This is a genomic window from Naasia sp. SYSU D00948, assembly GCF_017916515.1.
GTDB lineage: Bacteria > Actinomycetota > Actinomycetes > Actinomycetales > Microbacteriaceae > Naasia.
Window position 1 is genome coordinate 1,792,999 of the sequence record NZ_JAFMTA010000001.1, and the last position, 19,825, is coordinate 1,812,823.

The 19,825-nt window shown below is 71.3% G+C and carries 15 protein-coding genes; 8 read left to right on the plus strand and 7 right to left on the minus strand.

Features of this window, described 5'->3' with window-relative positions; translation table 11 throughout:
• Window positions 1-91: 91 nt before the first annotated feature.
• On the minus strand, window positions 92-760 hold the full coding sequence (locus J3P30_RS08455) for a hypothetical protein (protein ID WP_210480610.1): 669 nt from the start codon (window positions 758-760) through the stop codon (window positions 92-94).
• A 138-nt stretch (window positions 761-898) separates the two neighbouring features.
• Between J3P30_RS08455 and J3P30_RS15600 the strand changes: the two genes are divergently transcribed.
• On the plus strand, window positions 899-3,001 hold the full coding sequence (locus J3P30_RS15600; RefSeq protein ID WP_210480611.1) for an acyltransferase family protein: 2,103 nt from the start codon (window positions 899-901) through the stop codon (window positions 2,999-3,001).
• Between the two features lie 258 nt (window positions 3,002-3,259).
• Here J3P30_RS15600 and J3P30_RS08465 read toward each other — a convergent pair whose 3' ends face one another.
• The 6 genes from J3P30_RS08465 to J3P30_RS08490 form a co-directional block, all read right to left on the minus strand.
• Window positions 3,260-6,499 (minus strand): LamG-like jellyroll fold domain-containing protein, encoded by a 3,240-nt coding sequence (locus tag J3P30_RS08465; protein WP_210480612.1) that lies wholly within the window; start codon window positions 6,497-6,499, stop codon window positions 3,260-3,262.
• An 87-nt stretch (window positions 6,500-6,586) separates the two neighbouring features.
• Window positions 6,587-7,795 (minus strand): glycosyltransferase, encoded by a 1,209-nt coding sequence (locus J3P30_RS08470; protein ID WP_210481931.1) that lies wholly within the window; start codon window positions 7,793-7,795, stop codon window positions 6,587-6,589.
• A 255-nt stretch (window positions 7,796-8,050) separates the two neighbouring features.
• Window positions 8,051-8,515, minus strand: coding sequence for an adenylyltransferase/cytidyltransferase family protein (locus J3P30_RS08475; RefSeq protein WP_210480613.1), 465 nt, complete (start codon window positions 8,513-8,515; stop codon window positions 8,051-8,053).
• A 172-nt stretch (window positions 8,516-8,687) separates the two neighbouring features.
• Window positions 8,688-10,046 (minus strand): O-antigen ligase, encoded by a 1,359-nt coding sequence (locus J3P30_RS08480; protein WP_210480614.1) that lies wholly within the window; start codon window positions 10,044-10,046, stop codon window positions 8,688-8,690.
• A gap of 61 nt (window positions 10,047-10,107) precedes the next feature.
• Complete coding sequence (locus J3P30_RS08485) at window positions 10,108-11,421, minus strand: Coenzyme F420 hydrogenase/dehydrogenase, beta subunit C-terminal domain (protein WP_210480615.1); 1,314 nt, start codon at window positions 11,419-11,421, stop codon at window positions 10,108-10,110.
• Complete coding sequence (locus J3P30_RS08490) at window positions 11,418-12,413, minus strand: glycosyltransferase family 2 protein (protein WP_210480616.1); 996 nt, start codon at window positions 12,411-12,413, stop codon at window positions 11,418-11,420. Before J3P30_RS08490 ends, J3P30_RS08485 begins: the two co-directional genes overlap by 4 nt.
• A gap of 278 nt (window positions 12,414-12,691) precedes the next feature.
• Here J3P30_RS08490 and J3P30_RS08495 point away from each other — a divergent pair, with 278 nt between their 5' ends.
• From J3P30_RS08495 to J3P30_RS08525, 7 genes are all read left to right on the plus strand, one after another.
• Entirely contained in the window at window positions 12,692-13,855 is a 1,164-nt protein-coding gene (locus J3P30_RS08495) for a glycosyltransferase (protein WP_210480617.1), read from the plus strand.
• 416 nt (window positions 13,856-14,271) lie between these two features.
• Window positions 14,272-14,940, plus strand: a complete 669-nt coding sequence (locus J3P30_RS08500) for a response regulator transcription factor (RefSeq protein ID WP_210480618.1) — start codon at window positions 14,272-14,274, stop codon at window positions 14,938-14,940.
• A 617-nt stretch (window positions 14,941-15,557) separates the two neighbouring features.
• A complete protein-coding gene (locus tag J3P30_RS08505; protein ID WP_210480619.1) occupies window positions 15,558-16,793 on the plus strand; it encodes a glycosyltransferase in 1,236 nt (411 codons plus the stop codon).
• Between the two features lie 133 nt (window positions 16,794-16,926).
• Window positions 16,927-17,736, plus strand: a complete 810-nt coding sequence (locus tag J3P30_RS08510) for an HAD-IIB family hydrolase (RefSeq protein WP_210480620.1) — start codon at window positions 16,927-16,929, stop codon at window positions 17,734-17,736.
• The gene (locus J3P30_RS08515) at window positions 17,733-18,260 is read left to right on the plus strand and encodes a VanZ family protein (protein ID WP_210480621.1); all 528 of its coding nucleotides are present in this window, start codon (window positions 17,733-17,735) and stop codon (window positions 18,258-18,260) included. The genes J3P30_RS08510 and J3P30_RS08515 overlap by 4 nt, the downstream gene beginning before the upstream one ends.
• A gap of 83 nt (window positions 18,261-18,343) precedes the next feature.
• Window positions 18,344-18,499 (plus strand): hypothetical protein, encoded by a 156-nt coding sequence (locus tag J3P30_RS08520; protein WP_210480622.1) that lies wholly within the window; start codon window positions 18,344-18,346, stop codon window positions 18,497-18,499.
• A gap of 287 nt (window positions 18,500-18,786) precedes the next feature.
• Window positions 18,787-19,779 (plus strand): LLM class F420-dependent oxidoreductase, encoded by a 993-nt coding sequence (locus J3P30_RS08525; RefSeq protein WP_210480623.1) that lies wholly within the window; start codon window positions 18,787-18,789, stop codon window positions 19,777-19,779.
• Window positions 19,780-19,825 lie beyond the last annotated feature (46 nt).

Below are 19,825 nucleotides of genomic sequence, written 5' to 3' on the forward strand. Positions count from 1 at the left end.
GGGTGTAGCGCCGGGTATCGGAAGTATAGGGGCACGCCCGACACCCCGGAACAGTCCCTTGTCCGGGGGGATCACCGCCCCGACCGAGGCCTCAGCGCGGCGCGGAGCCCTCGAACGCGACGATGGGGGCGTCGACGCTCGTGAAGACGATCAGGCGAACCAGTCCCCGCTCGTCCGGCGGCACGTTGAAGACGTAGGAGCCGCGAACGGTCTCGCCGGCTCCGGCCTGCGCCGGCACCTGCACGGTCTCCTCCTGCTCCAGCTCGAGAGCGGGCGTGCGGTCCGGCCCGTAGTCCGCGGTGACGGAGACCTGATCGAGTGCGACGGGCTGGTCGCCGGAGTTCCTGAACTCGATGACGAACTGCAGCGCCGGTCCGGCGATTTCGCCGGGCGCATTCGCCGTGCCCTCGACGGGGTTCACCTCCGTGACGACGACGGCGAGCCCGGGCTCCACCGTCGCGGGCGCGTCGATGTCGGAGGTCACCTCCTCACCCGGCTCGCCCACGACCTCTCCCGGCTCGACGGGAGCGGGGGCGGCGGTCGGGGATGCCGAGGGATCGGGCGAGGCGGTGGGGGAGTCGGGCGTGGCCGAGGCCGAGGCCGAGGCGGACGCTGTGGTCCGGACCGGCGTGGGGGCCGCTCCTCGGGACGCGAACCCGAGGATGATCGCTGCGGCGATGCCGAGCGCGGCCACGGCGGCGACGGCCGCGATGATCCAGGTGCGGCGTCGCGTCGCGGTCTCGTCGGTCTCGTCGGTCACGGCAGGCTCTCGCAGTTCTCCACAGGTGGCGGTGCGCGCTCAATATAGCGATTCCGGCTGGCGCGCAGTGGGAGAAGACCGCTACTTCCCCGTTAAGTGGGGGGAGGCCCCGGGACCGGCTGTCCTTATGCTTGCGGCGTGACCCGAACACTTTCCGTACCCCGGCGCGCGCCGAGCGGAAAGCAGGCGGCCGGGTTCCGCTACGAGATCCAGGCGCTGCGGGCCGTCGCGGTGGTCCTCGTCGTCGTCTATCACCTGTGGCCGGCGTACCTGCGGGGCGGCTACGTCGGCGTCGATGTCTTCTTCGTCATCTCGGGCTACCTCATCAGCTCCCACGTCATCAAGTCGATCGAGCTCGGTCGCTTCGGGCTCCTCGACTTCTATGCGCGCCGCATCCGGCGTCTCCTGCCCGCCTCCCTCGTGGTGCTGCTCGTGACCGGCCTCGCCACGCTCGTGTGGGCGCCGCAGCTCCACTGGATCGAGACGGGTAAGCACCTGATCGCGAGTGCGCTCTACGTGGAGAACTGGGCGCTCCTCTTCAATGCGGTGGACTACCTCGGGGCGTCCTCCGACGTCATCCCGTCCCAGCACTTCTGGTCGCTGTCGGTGGAGGAGCAGTTCTACCTCGTCTGGCCCCTGCTGCTGATCGGCGTCTTCGCTGTGGCCCGCGCTCGCCGGTGGGCCCCGCGTGACACGGCACTCGCCCTGGTCGGGGGGATCGTGGCGGCGTCACTCGCCTACTCGATCGTCATGACCGCGATCGACCAGCCGAGCGCGTACTTTCACACCGGCACCCGCGTCTGGGAGTTCGGAACGGGCACCCTGCTCGCCCTCCTGCTGCCGCGCCTCGCTCTCGCCTCCTGGATCCAGCGCGCCGTGACCTGGCTGGGCCTCGCCGCGATCCTCCTGGCGAGCATCTTCTACGCCGACGACTCGCCGTTCCCGGGCTACATCGCGCTGCTCCCCGTGGCGGGTACCGCGCTGGTGATCGCCGGGCAGGGCGCCGGCGGCCGAGGCTCGGTCGCTCCTCTCCTGAGGCTCCGCCCCGTGCAGTTCCTCGGCGACATCTCCTACTCCATCTATCTGTGGCACTGGCCGCTGATCGTCCTGCTCCCCGTCGCGCTCGACGTCCGCGCCACTCTGCCCCTCAAGCTCCTGATCCTCGTGGCGACCCTGGTGCTCGCGTACCTGAGCAAGCGCTTCATCGAGGACCCGTTCCGTGTGGACCGGCCGGGGACGGCTGACAAGCCCCGCCGGCCGACGTCCCGGCGCCGCGTGTTCGCGCTCACCGCCGCGGGCATGGCCGTCGTCTCCCTGCTCGGCGGCGGACTGTGGGCCGTCAGCTCGGCGAGAGCGAGCGCCGCCCAGGAGGCTCTCGACAGCCTCCCCGACCCGCTGACGATCCCCTGCTTCGGAGCCGCGGCGCTCGCCGACGGAGCGAACTGCCCGGAGGTCGCCCCCGACGGGACCATCTACCCCGACCCCATCGTGGCTCCGGCTGACACCGGCGACCACGGCTCGCCGCCCTGCCAGCAGGGGTCGTCGACCGCCGTCATCGTCTGCTCGTACGGCAGCGACGACGCCTCCGCGCCCCGCTACGCCCTGGCCGGCGACTCGCACGCCGCCCAGTGGATGGTCGCGATGGCCGAGCTCGCGGAGAGCGAAGGGTGGCACCTCGACACCTACCTCCGCTCCGGGTGCGGTCTCTCGACTGTCGCCGCCGAAGGCCTCGGCAGCGCGGCCCGGTGCGCCGAGTGGAACGCGAACGCTCTCGAGCGCATCGTCGAGGGCCGCTACGACGTGGTCGTCGTCTCGACGCGGAGCAGTCTGCTGGGCGGCGGCGAGAAGCCCGCGGAGCAGATCGAGCGGAACGCCGCGGAGATGCAGGCGTCCTGGTCGGCGATCGAGGCGTCCGGCGCGCGTGTCGTCGTCCTCCGGGACACGCCGCAGCCGGTCAACGCCGGGATCAGGGACATGCCCGGCTGCGTCGTCGCGGAAGGGCTGGAGGAGTGCTCCTTCCCTGTCGAGGACGGACTCGTCACCGACCCGCAAGTGGTCGCGGCGCGCGAGGCGGGCGTCCCGGTGGTGGACCTCTCGGACTACTTCTGCCGGGAGATCTGCTCGCCGGTCGTCGGCGGCGTCCTGGTGTACCGGGACGGAAGCCACGTCAGCGCTCTCTACATCAAGACCCTGACGCCCTTCCTCGGCGAGGCGCTCCGCGAGGAGCTCGCAGCGCCCTGAACCGGCGGGTTCGCGCGCATGGTCTCCAGCGCCGCGCCGGCCGCGCTGCGCGAGAGGACCTCGAGCACGGACCCCGCGTCCGGTCTTGTCGCCGACGGGCCCCGTCCGCCGGAAAGTGCGGCAGGGTCGCCCTTCGGTCCTGCTGCCGAAGCTCGTTGCGCGGCCCGTTCGGTTGCGGGGCCCCGTTCGCAGGTCTGCGGGCACAGAAGAAGGGACGTGACCGGTCTCCCGGCCGCGTCCCTTCCTCTTCTCGTGCCCTTACGGGATCGTCTGGGCTCGGACGTCGTCCCAGCGGACGACATACGGGAGATTCGTCACCGAGCCGCCGATGTAGGCGCCCACCCCGATGTGCCCGGCCTGCTGGAGCCCGGCCGTGCTGTCGGTGGCGGTCGTCAGCCAGGCAGTGGGTTCCGGCGTCCCGTCGGCCCAGATCTTCGCCCTCACCGTCGTGGTGCCGGTCCCGGCCGCCTGGACGCGGATGTGCAGGACCTGGTTGTCCACGTAGGTGATGCCGGTCGGAACCGCCGCGACGAGACCGGTGCCTCCGCGCATGACCTGCAGGGTCACGGCCCCGTTGGTGTACGAGACCACGGCACGAGCGCGGTAGTCGCTGCCGGCCGCCACGCGCCGCGCCATCACCCAGGCCTGCACGTTGCTGCCCTGGGGACGCGGACCGAAGGTGACCGTCGCGTGCACGTCGCTCGACTCCGAGGAGGCGCCCGTGAGGAAGGCCTCCATCGTCCGCCCCGCCGTCGTCGTCGTCATGACCCCGTCGCCGTCGGTGGAGTAGACGGACGAGCTCGCGCCCAGGGTCCACGCGCCACCGGTGGAGGCCGTGCCCCACCCGCTCGAGGTCGTGCGCTCGAAGGCGTCGGCGGCGAAGATCCCGTCAGCCGGCGGAGAGATGGTGACGTCGCGAGTGGCCTGTCCGGTCGCGCCGTCATCGTCGGTCACGGTGAGCGTGATCCTGTAGGTGCCCGCCTGCGAGTAGGTGTGCGACGCGGTCGCCCCGGTGGCCGTCGCGCCGTCGCCGAAGTCCCAGCGGTATCCGGCGATCGTCCCGTCGGCGTCCGTCGAACCGGATCCGTTGGTCGTCACGGTGGACCCTGACACGCTGGCCGTGAAGGAGGCCGTCGGGGCCTGATTCGGGGCAGGGGCCGCGCCCTTCCCCGTCTGGTAGTGGGCACTGACGGTGGAGGCCGAGAGCGCCTTGCCGTAGATCGCCACCTCGTCGATGGAGCCGAGCAGGTACTTGGACCCGGCCCAGGTCGAGTCGCCGCCGATCTTCCAGTAGCCGGTCAGCGACATCCCGGCGACCATGTCACTGCGTGCTGCCACCTGGACGCCGTCGAGGTACAGGCGGGCGCCGTTCGGCGTGAGCGTCGCGACGACGTGGTGCCACCTGCCGTCGTTGTAGCCGGTGCCGCTCTGGATCGTGACGCGCTGGCCGTTGTAGGCCCCGAAGTAGACGCGCCCGTTGCCGTCGAGGTAGACGTGGCGGTCGTAGTTCGACGAGTCCCCGGTCCGGTTGTTGCCGAGCCCGACGATCTTGCCGCCCGTGCGGCTCGTGGTCTGGAACCAGGCCTCGACGGTGAGATTGTCGGAGCCGACGACCGTGGCCTGCGACGCGGCGACCCCGGTGCTCGTTCCCGAGAACGTCGCCGCCCTGTCGCTGTCGCCACTGAGCGCCCCGGGCTGGTTGAGCAGCACTCCCGCTCCGGCCGTCGCGTTGTTGCCGCCGGCGATGTCGCGGAGCGTCGTTCCGCTGGTCTCGCCCAGGCGCCAGTAGTTCACCGCGCCGTCGGTCAGAACGGCTTTGGAGTACGTGCTGAGCGATCCGCTTCCGGCGGCCGTGACGCTCACCGTGTTGCCGGTGACGCTGTTGCCGAAGGGGTCGGTGGCGCGCAGTTGATAGGTGTAGGACTGCCCGGGCGTCAGCCCCTGGTCGAGGAAGCTCATCGACGGACGGTCCCACCAGATCCGCGAGCCCTGGGTCGCCGTGTGGATGACTGTCCCGTTGCGCAGGAGCTGGTAGGTCAGGAACTGGTTGTCCCGGTCGTAGTTGGTGAGCCATGTGACCTGCACGGTGCCGGCGGCGGGGGAGACCGCCTTCGGCACGAAGTTCGCGCCCGTGAGGCGCGGCCGGTCGTCGTTCGGGGCGATGGACTTCACCGCGAACCGGACGAGCCCCTGCTGCGCGCGCTGGTTCACGCCCGGGAACTCGCCGCCGAAGACGACGTACTGCGAGTTCGCCGCGACGCTCCAGGAGGCCTGGCCGTTCACCTGGCCGGTGTAGAAGTCCGGCCACCAGTTGAGGAGGCCGGGGAGAGGCTCGCCCTCCCAGCTCGGGTAGCCGAGGGTGATCCCGGTCGCGCGCGCGCCGGACGGCGCCTTCGTCCATGCCATGGCCCGCTGGACTGTCCAGGTCGGCGTCGTCTGCGGGAAGCCTCCGGAGGTGGAGCAGTAGTGCGGGTGACCGGCGATGTAGACGACGCCGTTGGCGACCGCCGAGTCGTAGGTGTCGCCGTGGCAGTCCTCGACCCACACGAGGTTCCCGGTGGCCCAGTCGGCGCGGAAGGTGCCCTCGAGGTTGCCGCCCGGACCGAAGTGGTAGGCGGTGCCGTAGAGGCTGTCGGAGTCGGAGTCGAGGCTCCAGATCGCGGCGTCCGGGCCGGCGTTCTTCACCCGCTTCGCGACGTTCCACACGAGGTAGTTGCCCGCGGAATCCACCGCGCCGAGGCCGTAGCCGGCGTCGCCGCCGACGGCGCTGCTTCCCCTCCCGTTGAGGGTGGTGAAGTGCCCGCCGAAGACGATCTTGGATCCGTCCGGGCTCGCCACGACGGCTCGGGCGCGAGCGTCCATGGAAGGCGCGAACGGGAGGACAGCGCCGTTCGACGCCGCGACCGCGGCGCCCCGGAGGCGGGTGCTGCTGCCGATGGCGGTGAAGTTGCCGGCGAGGTAGACGGTGCTGCCGGATACGGCGATGTCGTGCACCGAATTGTTCACGACCGGGCGGAAGTTCGCGTTGAGGGCCCCGTTCGCGACGCTGACAGCGGCGACCCGGCTGCGGGACTGACCGTTCACGGTGGTGAAGTCGCCGCCGACGAAGAGCTGAGTCCCGTCGGCGGACACGTCGAGCGTGCGGACGACGCCGTTGAAGCTGGGCGCGAAGGTGGTGATCAGCGCGCCGGTGCGGATGTCGTAGGCGAGGAGGTTCGCCCGCGGCGTCTGATTGGTTCCCGCTGCGGCGCCGGCGGGACGGGCGTTGCTGAAGGAGCCGCCCGCGAACACGGTGTTGCCGACGATCTTCTGGGTCCAGACGATCCCGTCGATCTGCACGGTGGGGAGGGCATCGGTTGAGACGGTCTCCAGCGTCCCGGCGGGGGGCGCGGTGTCCGCGAGCGCCGGCTGCGCGACGACGAGCGAGCCGATGAGGGAAGCGGTGGTGGCGAGGACTGCGAGCAGGCGACGGCGCCTGCCCTTCCTGGTGGTAGGCATGGGCGGGTAGCCCTTTCGGGTAAAGGGTCGGGTAGGGGGAGTGTAGGCGCGGAGGGGCCTATTGCGCCACGGGGAATTCGCCCCCGATCACTTCGGGGCGGCGCTCATCGCCGGAGCCGAGGACCTCACGCTCGCGGAGGTGGTCTCCCAGCCTCTCGAGCGCCGACGGCCGCGCACCGTGCCGCGGATGGTCTCCCCGGTCGCCAGCCGCCGAGCGAGCCCTTCGTACCCGCTCGTCACCCTGTCCCAGTCGTAGAGCTCGGCCGCCCGCCGCTGCATCTCCCCGCCCTCGGCGACGTGGTCCCAGTCCGGGGACTCGGTGCCCTCGAGGATGGGGGCGAGCTGCTCCGCTCGTGAGAAGTACTGCCCCGTGGGACCTGCCACCTCCCGGTTGAAGGTGACGTCGTAGCCGATGACGGCGGTCCCGGCGCCCATCGCCCTGAGCAGGGAGGGGTTCGTGCCGCCGACGGAGTGGCCGTGCACGTAGGTGCGCGCGTGCGCGTACAGCTGGTTGAGCTCGTCCTGGTCCCAGACCGAGCCGAGCATCTTCACCCGCGGATCCGACGCCGCCGTCCGGGCGATCCGGTCCGTGTACTCGGCGGCGTAGGGGGCCCCGCCGACGACGACGAGCGGGTACCGTGCGCCGGAGCGCACGTACCCGTCGACGATGACGTCGACGTGGTTCTCGGGCTCGAACCGCGCCACGACCAGGTGGAACTGGCCCGGCGTCAGACCGTGCCGTGCGAGCTTGTCCTGGGGGACATCGACGAGTCGGGGAGACCCGTAGGTGAGGAGCTCGGTGTGCACTCCGAACTCCGCCGTGTAGTACTCCGCGATGCCGCGCGCGTCGCTGATGAGCGCGTCGGCCTTGCGCACCGACTGCTCCTCCGCGATCCGGTAGTACCGCCGACCGAGCCGGCCCCACTTGCCGCGCTTCCACTCCAGGCCGTCCACGTGCACGGCGACGGGGATGCCGCGAGCCCGGATCAGGGGTACGAACGGTGCGTTGGCGGCGTTGAACACGAAGGCCGCGTCGTGGCGGCGGTGGAGCAGGACGTGCAGCGCCGAGAGCGCCGTGTGACTGAGGGTCTCGAGCGCCTTGGTGCGCAGCGCAGGCAGGTGGACGAGCCGCATCCCGAGGTGCGTCCGCGGGCGGTCGCCCGGGTTGCTCGTCCTGCAGTAGACCGTCACCTCGTGGCCCCGGTCGGCGAGACGTCGCCCGATCTCCTCGATGGCCGTCTCGAAGCCGCCGTAGGCGGCGGGGACGCCGCGGGTGCCGATCATCGCGATGCGCATCCGCCGGGAGGACCCGGCACCGGCCGCCGTGCTGGCGGCGGCGTCCGCGAGCAGCTGCTCGAACGGGTCGACGGCACCGAGCCGGCGGAGTGCCCTGCGCGGGGTGGTGGGGACGTGGGAGTGACTGGGGTCGGGCTGGATGCTCATTCGCTGCTCTGCGTCGGGAATGTCGGGTGAAGCGCCATCGGGTGGGGGACGTCCGCGTCGGTGGTGCGCCGGAGGGGACGGGTCGCGGGGAAGGGGTCGCGAGGGGTGTCAGGCTCTGTGCAGGGTGCGTTCGGGCGCGGCGAGGTGACCGTCGCCGGCCACGATCGCGTCGAGGGCGGCGCGGAGCTTCGTGCTCGAGGTCGCCACCGTGTAGGGGAAGTAGACGACCTCGACACCGACGGCCGCGAACTCGCGCTCGAGCTTCATGCCCTTCTCGGTGCCGCGCCAGTCGTCGCCCTTGAAGAACACGTCGAACCCGATCTCGCGCCAGGTGTCGAGCTTGTCGGGCAGGACCTCGGCACGCGCCTCGTCGACGTAGGAGATGTTCCGGACGATCTCGAGCCGCTCGGCGAGCGGGACGACCGGCACGATCCCCTTCGTCTCCTTGAGCATCTCGTCGCTCACGACGCCGGCGATGAGGTAGTCGCAGTTGCTCTTGGCGTGGCGCAGGAGGTTGAGGTGACCGATATGGAAGAGGTCGAATGCGCCGGCGGCATATCCGATTCGGGTCATCGGGTGGACCACAGCTTTCACTATGGCTGCATACGCCGTGTCTCGTGGGGTGGACGAGGGTCTCGGGTGACCGGGCGTCCGGCTCCTGTAGCAGCGGGTAAGTCAGCAGGGAACCGTGAGGCCAGGTTAGCGGGAGTAGACCTTCCTGTATGTGCCCACAAGGGGGGCGTGCTCACACGCGGGTGAACTGTCGGTGTCGGGCGACGGCGAACGACAGGGCGCCCAGGAGCGCCCAGTTCCCCTCGACGAGCAGCCTGCTCTCCCCGAGCGCCTGTGTCAGCAGAGCCGCCAGCAGCAGCGAGGGCAGCAGCGTGCCGAGCACCCAGGCGGGGGAGGGGCCGGACCGGGCGGGCGAGGATCCGGTCGCTCGCGCCGAAACCCGGAAGGTCTCGCCCGCAGGGGTGCGAGCGACAGCGATCCCCGTGGCGGCGAGGAACCCCGCGAACAGCAGGAGCCCGACCGCGCCGAGCTGGAAGGCGACGTCGAGGAACGCGTTGTGCGCCTGCAGGTACTCGACGCCGTTGCGGACCGCGAGCTCCTGGAACAGCGGCACCCAGGGCTGCCAATAGCTCGTCCATCCCCAGCCGAGGACCGGGCGCTCGAGGAACAGCCCCCAGACCGTCGCCCAGATGTCGGCTCTGCCGGTGAGGTCCTCGCTCTTGCCGAGGAGGTCCAGGATCAGCGGGGCGGCGGGCACCGCCAGGAGGGCGCCGGCGGCGAGGATCCCTGCGAGGCCGGCGAGTGCCGCGGCCCTGCTGCGGCGGGCCACGACCACGGCGACCGCGACGATCGTCACAGCGACGGCGGTGGCGACGACGGTCGTCGACCGGGTGAGCGCCAGTCCGACCACGCCGACGGCGACGGCGATAGATGCCCGGGGTGCGGACATGCTCCCGGCCAGGCGCCGGCAGGCTGCGACGATCACGAGCAGCAGGGAGACGAACCCGAGGAGGTTCGCGTTGCCGAGGATGCCCTGGATGCGACCCCCGGTGAACAGCTCGGCGCGGCTCCAGTAGAACGCGTCCGGCACTCGCTCCCCGGGCTCGACGCGGATCGGGAAGACCGGGAGGACCGGGTGCCCGATCAGTCCCACGACGATCTCGAAGAGGAGGGAGAGGAGGACGATCGCGAGCAGGGCCCGCGTGAGGGCTCTCAGCACTCCCGCCCAGCCGAGCGCCACGACCAGGGTCGCGGAGACGAGCGTCGTGACGAGCAGCACGACGACCGCGAGCAGCGTGGCGAGGCGGTAGTCGGACCAGAGGAGGGAGGCGGTGGCCCAGGCGAGGAAGGCCGTGAGCAGGAGGAGGTGGACCGGCAGCGTGCGCGGCCGGGCCTGTACGGGGAACGCCTGGAGCCAGCCCGCATGCCGGATCCCGGCGAGGCACAGGGCGATCGTGACCACCAGGAGGGCCGCGGCCCAGGCTGCGAAGCCGTACCAGCTCAGGGTGTTGCGGAGGGCCTCACCGGCGAACAGGGTGAACAGCGCGACCACGCCGAACCCGTGCAGGACGGCGGGGCGCAGCAGGATCACGGTCCCAGGCTAGGGCCGCGTTCCGGGCGCGGCGCCGAGGAGAGCTCCGGCGGCGAGCGCGTCAGGAGTCGGCGCGGACGCGCGCGACCGCGTCCGCCGCGCCCTCCGTCCGCCGCGGGGCAAGCGATCGCTTCCTGGTGCCCCGAGCGGCACGCAGATTCGCGGACAGGTGCCGGGCGGCGAGCGCCAGCAGGCCGTAGCCGCGGTACCGGGGGATCCGCCGTCCTGCCGCAAGCCGACCCGCGAGGCGACCCAGAAGGGTCTCGCGCCGCGTGCGCTGCAGGGGCTGGATCGCCTCCACGGCGTCGAGGGACACCGGCCTCGCGACGAGGACCCCCGCCGCGATCGCCGCCTCGACCAGGGCCCGGCCGCGCTCCGTCCTCGCGATGACGACCGAGGAGCCGTCCGCGTCGTCGAAGACCGGGTAGCCGTTCTCGTCCGCGCGCCAGAAGTCCCCGACGGAGATGTCGCCGTCTCCGCCGGTGCCGTCCGGGCAGATCTTGCAGCGCCACTGCAGGTTCCGGCCCAGGTGCCTGCCCCAGGACTCCTCGTAGCTCGCCGCTCCCGCCGTACCGTCGCGGCCGACGACCCGGAACTCTCCGGGCCAGCCGTTCCCGCGGTAGCGGAGGCTGACGGCCTGGTCGGCGGGCACCCCGAGCGCCGCCGCGAGCGACTCGGTGGCGCGCTGGCTCGGCGTGCCGGCGCAGAAGAACGTGAGCCTGATGGGGGACGCGGCGTCCGGCACCCCGAGCGCCTCGTTCAGCTGGCGGGCCGCCGACACCTCGCAGGGCTTGCCGACGAGCGGGGCGGGGCCGGAGGGGTCGTACCCCGCGACGGTCCCCACCGGGGCGTAGCGGGATCCTGCTGCGGCCAGGGCCTCCTGCCGAGAGGTGATGCGGACGGGAACGGTTCGTGCCGGGCGTTCCGCGTCGGAGGCGGCGCCGACGACGGAAGGAGCGCGGCCGCTCTCGACGAGCCACGTGGACAGGGCGGTGAGCGCACCGGCGCTGCTTCCCGCGAAGCGGACCTCGGGATCCGCGGCCCACGCCTCCCAGGCCTGCACGTACCGGCCGAAGGTCGCGGAGTCGTGAGGACGGGGATCGCGGGGAGCGGCGAGGCGGTCGCCGGGACAGGTGCGCCGGAAGAGCCGCGCCTCCCGGCGATCGGTGGCCGCGTCCACCGCGCAGTCGGCGGCGACGGACGGCCGCAGGAAGCCGTCCTCGTCGAGGTCGAGACTCACGCGCGACGATACGAGCGCGCAGGCGCCGCAGCCCGAGCAGTTGCCGTTGCGCACGACGCGGGCGACGGCGCCCGCCAAGCGCTCGTTCGTCGCGCTCGGGCCCGGATGGCCGTCGCGGCCGGATGAGGTGCTCACGGTCCTCCTTGTATGCCCGAGCCGCGGCGGTACTCCACCTGGGTGTGCCCGACGACCGCCAGGAGCATTCCGCCGCCGCGCGCCGCGGTGCGCACTCCGCGCGCCTGGTGCGCCAGATCGCCCGTGAGATATCCCCAGCCCGCGCGGAGGCCGCCTCCGCCGGCGCGGGCTAGCCCGCCGCCCAGTGCCCGCAGGCGCACCTGCAGCCGCTCGGGCGCGTTCTCCGCCACCGTCAGGCTGGTCCTCGCCCAGTGGTTGCCGCTGCGCATGGCTCGCCTGAGCACCCACCGAGGAGTGGTCCTGGCAGCGGGCACGACATCGACGACGACCGCCTCGTCGCACCACACCATCGTGCCGCCCTCCCGCATGAGCTGAAGAGTGAAGAGCGTATCTCCACCTCCGCTGATGCCGAATTCGGGGTCGAATCGGACACCGAGGCGGCGCACGGCGTGGACGTCGAGGAGGAGGTTGTTGGTGGCGGCGACCGTGACCCGAGACCCGGTGGGCATCCGGCGTCGCTCGAAGAAGCGGCCGGCTGCCACCCAGCGGCTCGGCTCCTGCTCGTGCTCGGAGATCACCGGTCCGACGACCGCGGTGCTCCCGCACCGCTCGAAGGTGGTGAGCAGGTGCACCAGCCACCTCTCGCTCGGCCGCTCGTCGTCGTCGATGAAGACCAGGACGTCGTCGGAGGACGCCTCCTGGAGCGCCCGATTCCGCCCCGCCGAGATCCCGGGCGTCGGCTCATGCACGTAGGTGACGTCGGTGCCGCGAGCGTCCCTGGAGCGGGCGAACCGGACGACGAGCTCGCGGGCGCCGGCGTCCGGGTCGTTGTCCACCACGATGATGCGCGAGCGCCACCTGCCGGGGTCGACGGAGCGGGCCTGGACGGCCAGCTCCGGCAGTGCGGCGGCGATGTCGCCCGGCCGGCGATACGTGAGAACGGCGGCGGCGACGGTTCGGGGATCAGGGCGATGAGGAAAGCGCTGTGGCAAATCCGGCCTTTCGGGTCAGGCTGCGACCCTCCGATTATCGTGAGCTTCCGACGCCGGCCCGTCGGCCCAGAACGGGGGGTGCCTCCGTTTCGCCCCGGTGCCTCGAACGAACGGCACGCGGAACGCCCCCGGAAGAATGAGCGTCGCGGAAACCGCCGGAGTTGAATCGATTGCCCCGCCTTCGCCTCGAGAACACGCGCTCATATAGTGTCGATTCCTGCGATCACGTCGGTTCGGAAGATTCGACGTCTCGTTCAGTCGGGGGGGATTTCGAGAGCATGGCGAGAGCGCGAAGAAGGACCGACAGACGGGTTCTCGTCGCGCATCCGGCGGCGGACCTCTACGGCTCCGACCGGGTCATGCTCGAGACCGTGTCGGCGCTGACCGAGCGGGGATGGAGCGTGACGGTCACCACGCCCGTGCAGGGTCCTCTGCTTCCGGAGATCGCACATCGGAAGGCGAAGAGCCTTCTGCTGCCGGTGCCCGTGCTGCGCAAGAGCCTGCTGAGTCCCGTGGGCCTCCTCCGCCTCGCCGCCGGATCGATGGTCGCCGTCGCGAGATCGGTCGTGCTTCTCCGCCGGCTCCGGCCGGACGCCGTCTACGTGAGCACGGTCACGATCCCGACCTGGCTGGTGGCCGCCCGCCTGTGCCGCGTGCCGGCGATCGTCCACGTGCACGAGGCGGAGACCGCCGTGTCGAGGGTCGTCCAGACCGGCCTCACGCTGCCGCTGCTGCTCGCGCGCCGGATCCTGGCCAACAGCGAGTTCACTCTCCGCACCATCTCGTCCGCCGTCCGCAGGCTGAGATCCAAGGCCGCGGTGATCTACAACGGGGTCCCGGGCCCGGAGCGTGTCGTCCCTCCGCGTGAGTTCCTCGAGCTTCCCCTTCGGATCGGCTACTTCGGTCGGGTCTCCGAGCGCAAGGGCGTGGACGTCGCGGTGGCCGCGGTGGCCCGGCTCAATGACGAGGGCATCACGGCTCGCCTCGACATCGTGGGATCCGTGTTCCCGGGCTACGAGGACTTCGAGGCGCGGCTGCGCGAGACGGTGAGCACCCGCGGACTCACCGATCTCGTCGTCTTCCGGGGATTCCAGTCCGCGGTGTGGTCCGCCATGAGAGGTGTCGACATCGTCGTCGTCCCCTCCCGTCTCGAGGAGCCCTTCGGCAACGTCGCGATCGAAGCCGTGCTGTCCGCCCGGCCGGTCATCGTCGCTGGCATCGGCGGGCTTCCGGAGGCTGTCCGGCCCTTCCCGTCGGCCGCCACCGTCCCTTCCGCCGACGTCGATGCGCTCGTCACGGCGATCAAGGGCGCCGCTGCCGACTGGGAGGAGCGCCGGCTGCAGGCGCTCCGGGACGCCGAGCGGGCGGTCGAGCTCTTCGGCGTCGCCCCCTATCGGTCGGCGATCATCAGAGAGTTCGAGGGGCTCGACTTCCGCGGCTGATGTGGCATTCGCCGGCGCCTCGGGTCCGGCGAGTGGGCATGAGGTTCGCTCATTCCCGATCCTCGCGTTATCCGCGCTGATGGCAGAGCATCTCCGGTGGAGAACGCCGGGTCCAGTAAGTCGCAGGTGTCCGTTCACTCGGCCATTCCGGCGGGTGCTCTGAGGTTGCACTGACAATCCGTCCGAAGAGCGACAGGTGCACTGTTCGGTCTACCTCTTTTCTGGTTAACCTCCGATTAGGATCGGCCGGCCGAAAGCGGATGAGCATCGACGAGTCAAGGCGCTTCCATGTGGAGTAGGGCTGCGAAGCAGGTTGCTGGCCCTGCTTCCGTCGCGCCGGATCAGCCCCTCACTCCGCCTCCAGACCCTCACCGGCTGGGCCTCCACCGGTGTGGTGGAGAGGGGAGGGGTCTCGGATGACGAGAGCGAGCCGAGCATGCGTCGTGCTGGGCGAGGGTGATGCTGAGCTGGGAGCTCGCCTGCGGTCTGCTCTGGAGGGGATCGGCTGCCAGGTCGTCGCAGAGGCGAGGACAGCGGACGACGTCGTCGCCGTGACCCGGGAATTCGAGCCTGAGGTGGTCGTCCTCGATGTGCGGCTGGAGGGCGACGGGATCCTCGCGGCCGAGCGCATCACCCACGAGGTTCCAAGCTCCCGGCTGATCATGGTGACCTCCTCCTGGAACGACGAGGAGCTCTACGGGTGCGTGCGTGCGGGCGCGCTGGGCTACCTGACCGAGGACTCCCTCCCGGCCGCGTTGCCTTCCGCGGTGCTCCGGGTCCTACGAGGAGAGCCGGCAGCTGCGCCGGCCCTCGTCGCACGCATCATCGCCATGTTCCGCGCGGCCGTGAACCGACTGCACCACCGATCGAGCCCATGGGATGAGCTGAGCGACCGTGAGCGCGCGGTGATGGAGCTGCTGAGCGTCGGCAAGACCACCGGGGAGGTGGCTGAGCGGCTGTCCCTGTCGCCCACGACGGTGCGGGTGCACGTCCGGTCCGTCCTGGGGAAGCTCGGAGTCGAGAACCGCGAGAAGGCCGTGACCATTCTGGGTAATCCTTCCGTGGCCGAGCCGTCCGAGGAGTAGCGCCTTGCGCTCGCGAGGGGCGTTGTCTGGGGCGTGAAGTCCACTATTCCGTCTACCCGGTCGCGCGGTTATCATCCGCGAACGAACACCTCGAACCGAGGAGCGTGAGCGGGTCCTATGCGCCGGATAGCAGTGACATCTCGCCGTATTCCGCCCATGTCGGGCTGAGGCGAATTCCCGAGCCCTCCACGCCGCGAGCGCTGCGCTCGCTCCCTGGACGGCCGGCATCCGGTTCGACCGTCTCCGTCGATTGCGCGGGGACGACCACCCCGACGAACCGCTGTCGGCCCCCGGTGCGGCGGCCGTCATTCCCCCCATCCGAACGGCCGCCGCCCGGGACCTTTTCCCCCGCGCATAGGGCGCGAAGTAGAACAACCGGTTCACGTATAACGATCGTTCCATCTGCCTGAGCGTTCGATATCGCATTCCCTGCGGTCCACTATTCGGTCTACCCGGTCCCGGTTATACGATGCCGCGGGCCAAGAGACCGACTCCGGGGAAGTGCAGATGCGGACGATGACGTTCGCCGCCGCCGTCACGGGCGCCGCGGCAGGGGCTGAGCGGGAACGGGAGCGCACCGCGGCCGTGAGCCTGCGCCGCCTTCCGGACTCGGCGGCGTGAGCTCCGGCGGACGAGTGGAGGTCCCGACGGGCTCCCTCGGATCCCGTGCGGAGCGACGACCGCCCCTGCTCGTCGTCTCGTGGCGTTCCCCGGACACACCGTCGCAGCTGAGGCTGCGCGCGCTGTGCGAGGAGCTCTCCTACAGCTGGGCGGTCCACCTCGCCTTCTTCAGCGGCGGGCGGAGCGACGGGGACTCCGTCTGGATCGCCCACCCGGCGCCCCCCGTCGTCGCGCGGCCGCCCCGGTACACGCGCGCGGATCGGATGCTCGCTGCCGCGACGCTGCGCTCCCCGCACACTGTCGCGCTGGGCGGTGCCGTCCGCCGCGCATGGCTCGAGAAGCTGATCCGGGAGATCGATCCCGCGGTCGTCGTGCTGAACGGGCTCCCCGCGGCAGGGGCGCTGCCCCCCGCGGAGTGGCGCCGCGCGGTGCTGGACAGCCAGCAGGCCGAGTACCCTCGGCTGCGCCGCCTGGCCGGTCGCGCCGGGAGCGGCCGGGCGAGCACCGGCCTCCTGGTGCGCGCCGCGCTGGCGCGCCGCTTGGAGGGCCGGCTCGCCCGAGCATGCGCCGGCGTCTGGGCGGCGACCGAGGGCGACGCCGCCTACTTCCGCTCCCTGGGAGCGCAGCGGGTGTGGACCATCCACAACGGGACTCGGCTGCCGGAGGCCGAGATCCTCCCGCACGTCGACCGCCGCCGGGAGGACCCGGTGCGGCTCCTCCACGTCCTCCCGCCTGGGTCCGCGGCTGCCCGGGCCGGGCTGCGCGAGTTCCTCGAGGAGTGGGCTCCGCTGCTTCCGGAGCCGTGGACCCTCGACGTCGTCGGCGCCACCATGGAACCGGGATCGGCGATCGATCCGCGCGTCCATCTCGTGGGCCGGGTGGGCAACCTCGCGCTCGAGTACGCGAGCCACGACGCCCTCGTCGTGCCGTTCCGGCAGGCCGAGGCCGCGAGGGGCGAGGTGCTCGAGGCCTGCGCCATGGGGCTCCCCGTGCTCGCCACGGCGGCCGTCGCTGAGGGCATCGGACTGGTCGACGGCCGGACCTACCTCCGCGCCGAGTCGGCCCGCGAGGCGGCGGAGCGCGTCCGCTGGCTCCGGGACCACCCCGAGGCGCTCGCGGGACTCGCCGCGCGCGCCCGGGAGCACATCCGGACCTTCGACTGGGCGGTCATCGGCAGGATCGCGGACGCCGCGCTGCAGTCCGTCGCGGAGAACCGCGCGCGGAACCGGTAGAGCCGGCCTCGGCGCCGCTTGCCCGCCAGGACCGCCGCACGGACCCCGTGTTCCGGGGACAAGCGAGCCACCGTGGCTCCGCCCCGGCTGAATCTCGGCCAGAATCGATGGACCCCCAGCCGAGAGGACCCGGATGACCGACCCCACCACCGTGCCGTCGGCCGACGTATGGACGGCGGACTGGCTGCCGCGCCTCGTCGCATTCGACCTCGACGACACGCTGGCGCCGTCCAAGTCGGCGCTCGACCCGCGCATGGTGGAGCTGCTGCACGACCTCCTCGAGGTGAGCGAGGTGTGCATCATCTCCGGCGGCCAGATCGCCCAGTTCCGCGCGCAGGTCATCGATCGCCTCGCGAATGCCTCGCCCGGCCGGCTCGAGCGCCTCCACCTCATGCCCACGTGCGGCACCCAGTACTGGCGCCACCGGGACGGCGAGTGGGTGCAGGTCTACGCCCAGAACCTCAGCGCGGAGCAGATCGAGCGCGCGTTCCGGTCGCTCGAGGCGCGGGCCAAGGAGCTGGGGTTCTGGGAGAGCGAGACCTGGGGGCCGATCCTCGAGGACCGCGGATCTCAGGTGACGTTCTCAGCCCTCGGTCAGCTCGCGCCGGTCGACGTCAAGAGGCGGTGGGACCCGACGGGGGAGAAGAAGAACGCGCTCCGGGCCGCCGTCCAGGCGGACCTCGCGGACCTCGAGGTCCGCTCCGGGGGCTCGACCTCCGTGGACATCACGCGCCGCGGCATCGACAAGGCGTACGGGATGCGGCGGCTCGAGGAGGTCAGCGGCATCCCCATCGCCGAGATGCTCTTCGTGGGCGACCGGCTCGATCCGGACGGCAACGACTTCCCGGTGAAGACCACCGGAGTCGCGTGCCACGCCGTCGACGGGTGGGAGGACACCGCCGGCGTGGTGGCGGCGATCCTCGACTACGCGCGGCTGGGATGACGGCCGCGGACCGGGCGGCGCAGGGAGCAGGACGGACCGCGCCGGCGTCCCTCGCCGACCGGTTCCGCATCGGGATCGCGGCCTTGCTGCTGGTCGCGTACCTCGTCGAGATCCTCGTCGTGACTCTGACGCCCTCGCCCGTCGACCGGCCCTATCGCGCCTCGCTCGCCCGGTTCATCGCCGAGCTGCACGAGCGCGGCGTGCCCGAGTGGGTCGGGTACGCCCAGATCGAGTTCGCCGGCAATGTCCTGCTCTTCCTGCCGGCCGGGTTCCTCGCCGCGCTGATGCTGCGGCGGCGCGACTGGTGGCTGGTCGCGGTGCTCGCCCCCGCCTTCTCCGCGCTGCTCGAGTGCAACCAGGCCCTCTTCCTCCGTGACCGCGTGCCGAGCGCGATGGACGTCGTGGCCAACGGCCTCGGAGCCGCGCTCGGCGCGGCGATCTCCCTGCTCGTGCGCCTGATCGTGCATCGCCGCGACCGGCTGCTGGCCGCCGACCTCCGGCGGGGGAGCCGAACCCTGCAGTAGAGCTTGAGGTCGATTCAGCCGTCGAGCCGCGCGAGGCGGTGTGTCGATGTGACCCTGATCGCCGGTGCGGGTAGGAATACCCGGTGAGTTCTCTCGGAGTCGTCGCCCTGATCGCAGCCGTCCTCGTCACGTGGCTGCTCGGTGCGCTCCTGATCGGACTGGCGGTCGGCCGCATCCTCGGCTCGACGCCGCCGCGCACGCCGCGCCCCTCGCGCCGCGACTACGAGCGGGCGGCGTAGGCGCACAGCCTTCCCGCAGTCTCCTCCGGGGAGATTCCGGGTGGATTCGATGCCCCAATACCACGCGAGCCGTTGGCCGCACCGCATTTCCGCCGTACCGTGTCAGCGGGTGGATATGAGGGTCCCTCGGACTTCGGGTGTCCGAGCTGCCTGGCCCCATCCGATCGGGTAATCAAAAGAGCCCCCCCGGTTCCCTTGGACGCAAGGGACCGAGGGGGCTCGTCTTTTCCGCCGTCGGGGCCGGTCGCTCCGAGAGGCCGGGACGGCGGACTCCCTAGGCTCGATCCATGCGATTCGGAATCTTCGTCCCTCAGGGGTGGCGGCACGACCTGCTCGGCATCGAGCCCGCTCGTCAGTGGGAGGTGATGCGCACTCTGGCCGAGGCCGCGGACGCCGGCCCCTGGGAGTCGCTCTGGGTCTACGACCACTTCCACACGGTCCCGGTGCCGAGCGAGGAGGCGACGCACGAGGCCTGGACGCTCATGTCGGCGTTCGCCGCCGCGACCTCGCGCATCCGCCTGGGGCAGATGTGCACCTGCATGAGCTATCGCAATCCCGCCTACCTGGCCAAGGTGGCCGCGACCGTCGACGTCATCTCCGGCGGACGGACCGAGATGGGCATCGGCGGCGGCTGGTACAAGCAGGAGTGGCTCGCGTACGGCTACGGCTTCCCGCCGGCGCGGGACCGGCTGGCCCGGCTCGACGAGGGCGTGCAGATCATGAGACAGGCGTGGACGACGGGCTACGCCACCCTGCAGGGTCAGCACTACCAGGTCGAGAACGCGCGTGTCTTCCCGCTGCCTCTGCAGGAGGGCGGCCTGCCGATGTGGATCGCCGGCGGCGGCGAGAAGGTGACCCTCCGCATCGCGGCGAAGTACGCGGACTACACCAACTTCGCGGGGCACCCGGAGGAGTTCGCCCACAAGAGCGAGCTGCTGCGCCGGCACACGCTCGAGGTCGGCACCGATTTCGACCGGATCGTGCGGAGCGCGAACTACAACACGATCGTCGCGCCGACGGAGGCCGAGGTGGCCGAGCGCATCGATGCGCTGGAGGCGCGCGTCACTCCGTATCTGGGCGAGCAGGAGGCGGCCCACTTCGTGCACGAGTACAAGACCGGGCACGCGCTGGCCGTCGGGACTCCCGAGCAGGTCGTGGAGCGCCTCCGCGAGGTGCAGAAGCTCGGGCTCGCCTACTCGATCCACTACTTCCCCGAGGCGGCCTACGACCGGTCCTCGATCGAGCTGTTCGAGCGCGAGATCATGCCGGCCCTCCGATAGCCCGGGACCGGAAGGCGCGGGCACGGAAGCCGTACCACCCGAGCCG

Bases quoted from the DNA above. Each gene is read 5' to 3' on its own strand.
- J3P30_RS08470 (WP_210481931.1), bottom strand. From the start codon at position 7,795: ATGCGCATCGCGATGATCGGCACCCGCGGCGTCCCCGCCGCCTACGGC.
- J3P30_RS08515 (WP_210480621.1), top strand. From the start codon at position 17,733: ATGACGGCCGCGGACCGGGCGGCGCAGGGAGCAGGACGGACCGCGCCG.
- J3P30_RS08525 (WP_210480623.1), top strand. From the start codon at position 18,787: ATGCGATTCGGAATCTTCGTCCCTCAGGGGTGGCGGCACGACCTGCTC.
- J3P30_RS08465 (WP_210480612.1), bottom strand. From the start codon at position 6,499: ATGCCTACCACCAGGAAGGGCAGGCGCCGTCGCCTGCTCGCAGTCCTC.
- J3P30_RS08475 (WP_210480613.1), bottom strand. From the start codon at position 8,515: ATGACCCGAATCGGATATGCCGCCGGCGCATTCGACCTCTTCCATATC.
- J3P30_RS08510 (WP_210480620.1), top strand. From the start codon at position 16,927: ATGACCGACCCCACCACCGTGCCGTCGGCCGACGTATGGACGGCGGAC.
- J3P30_RS08500 (WP_210480618.1), top strand. From the start codon at position 14,272: ATGACGAGAGCGAGCCGAGCATGCGTCGTGCTGGGCGAGGGTGATGCT.
- J3P30_RS08495 (WP_210480617.1), top strand. From the start codon at position 12,692: ATGGCGAGAGCGCGAAGAAGGACCGACAGACGGGTTCTCGTCGCGCAT.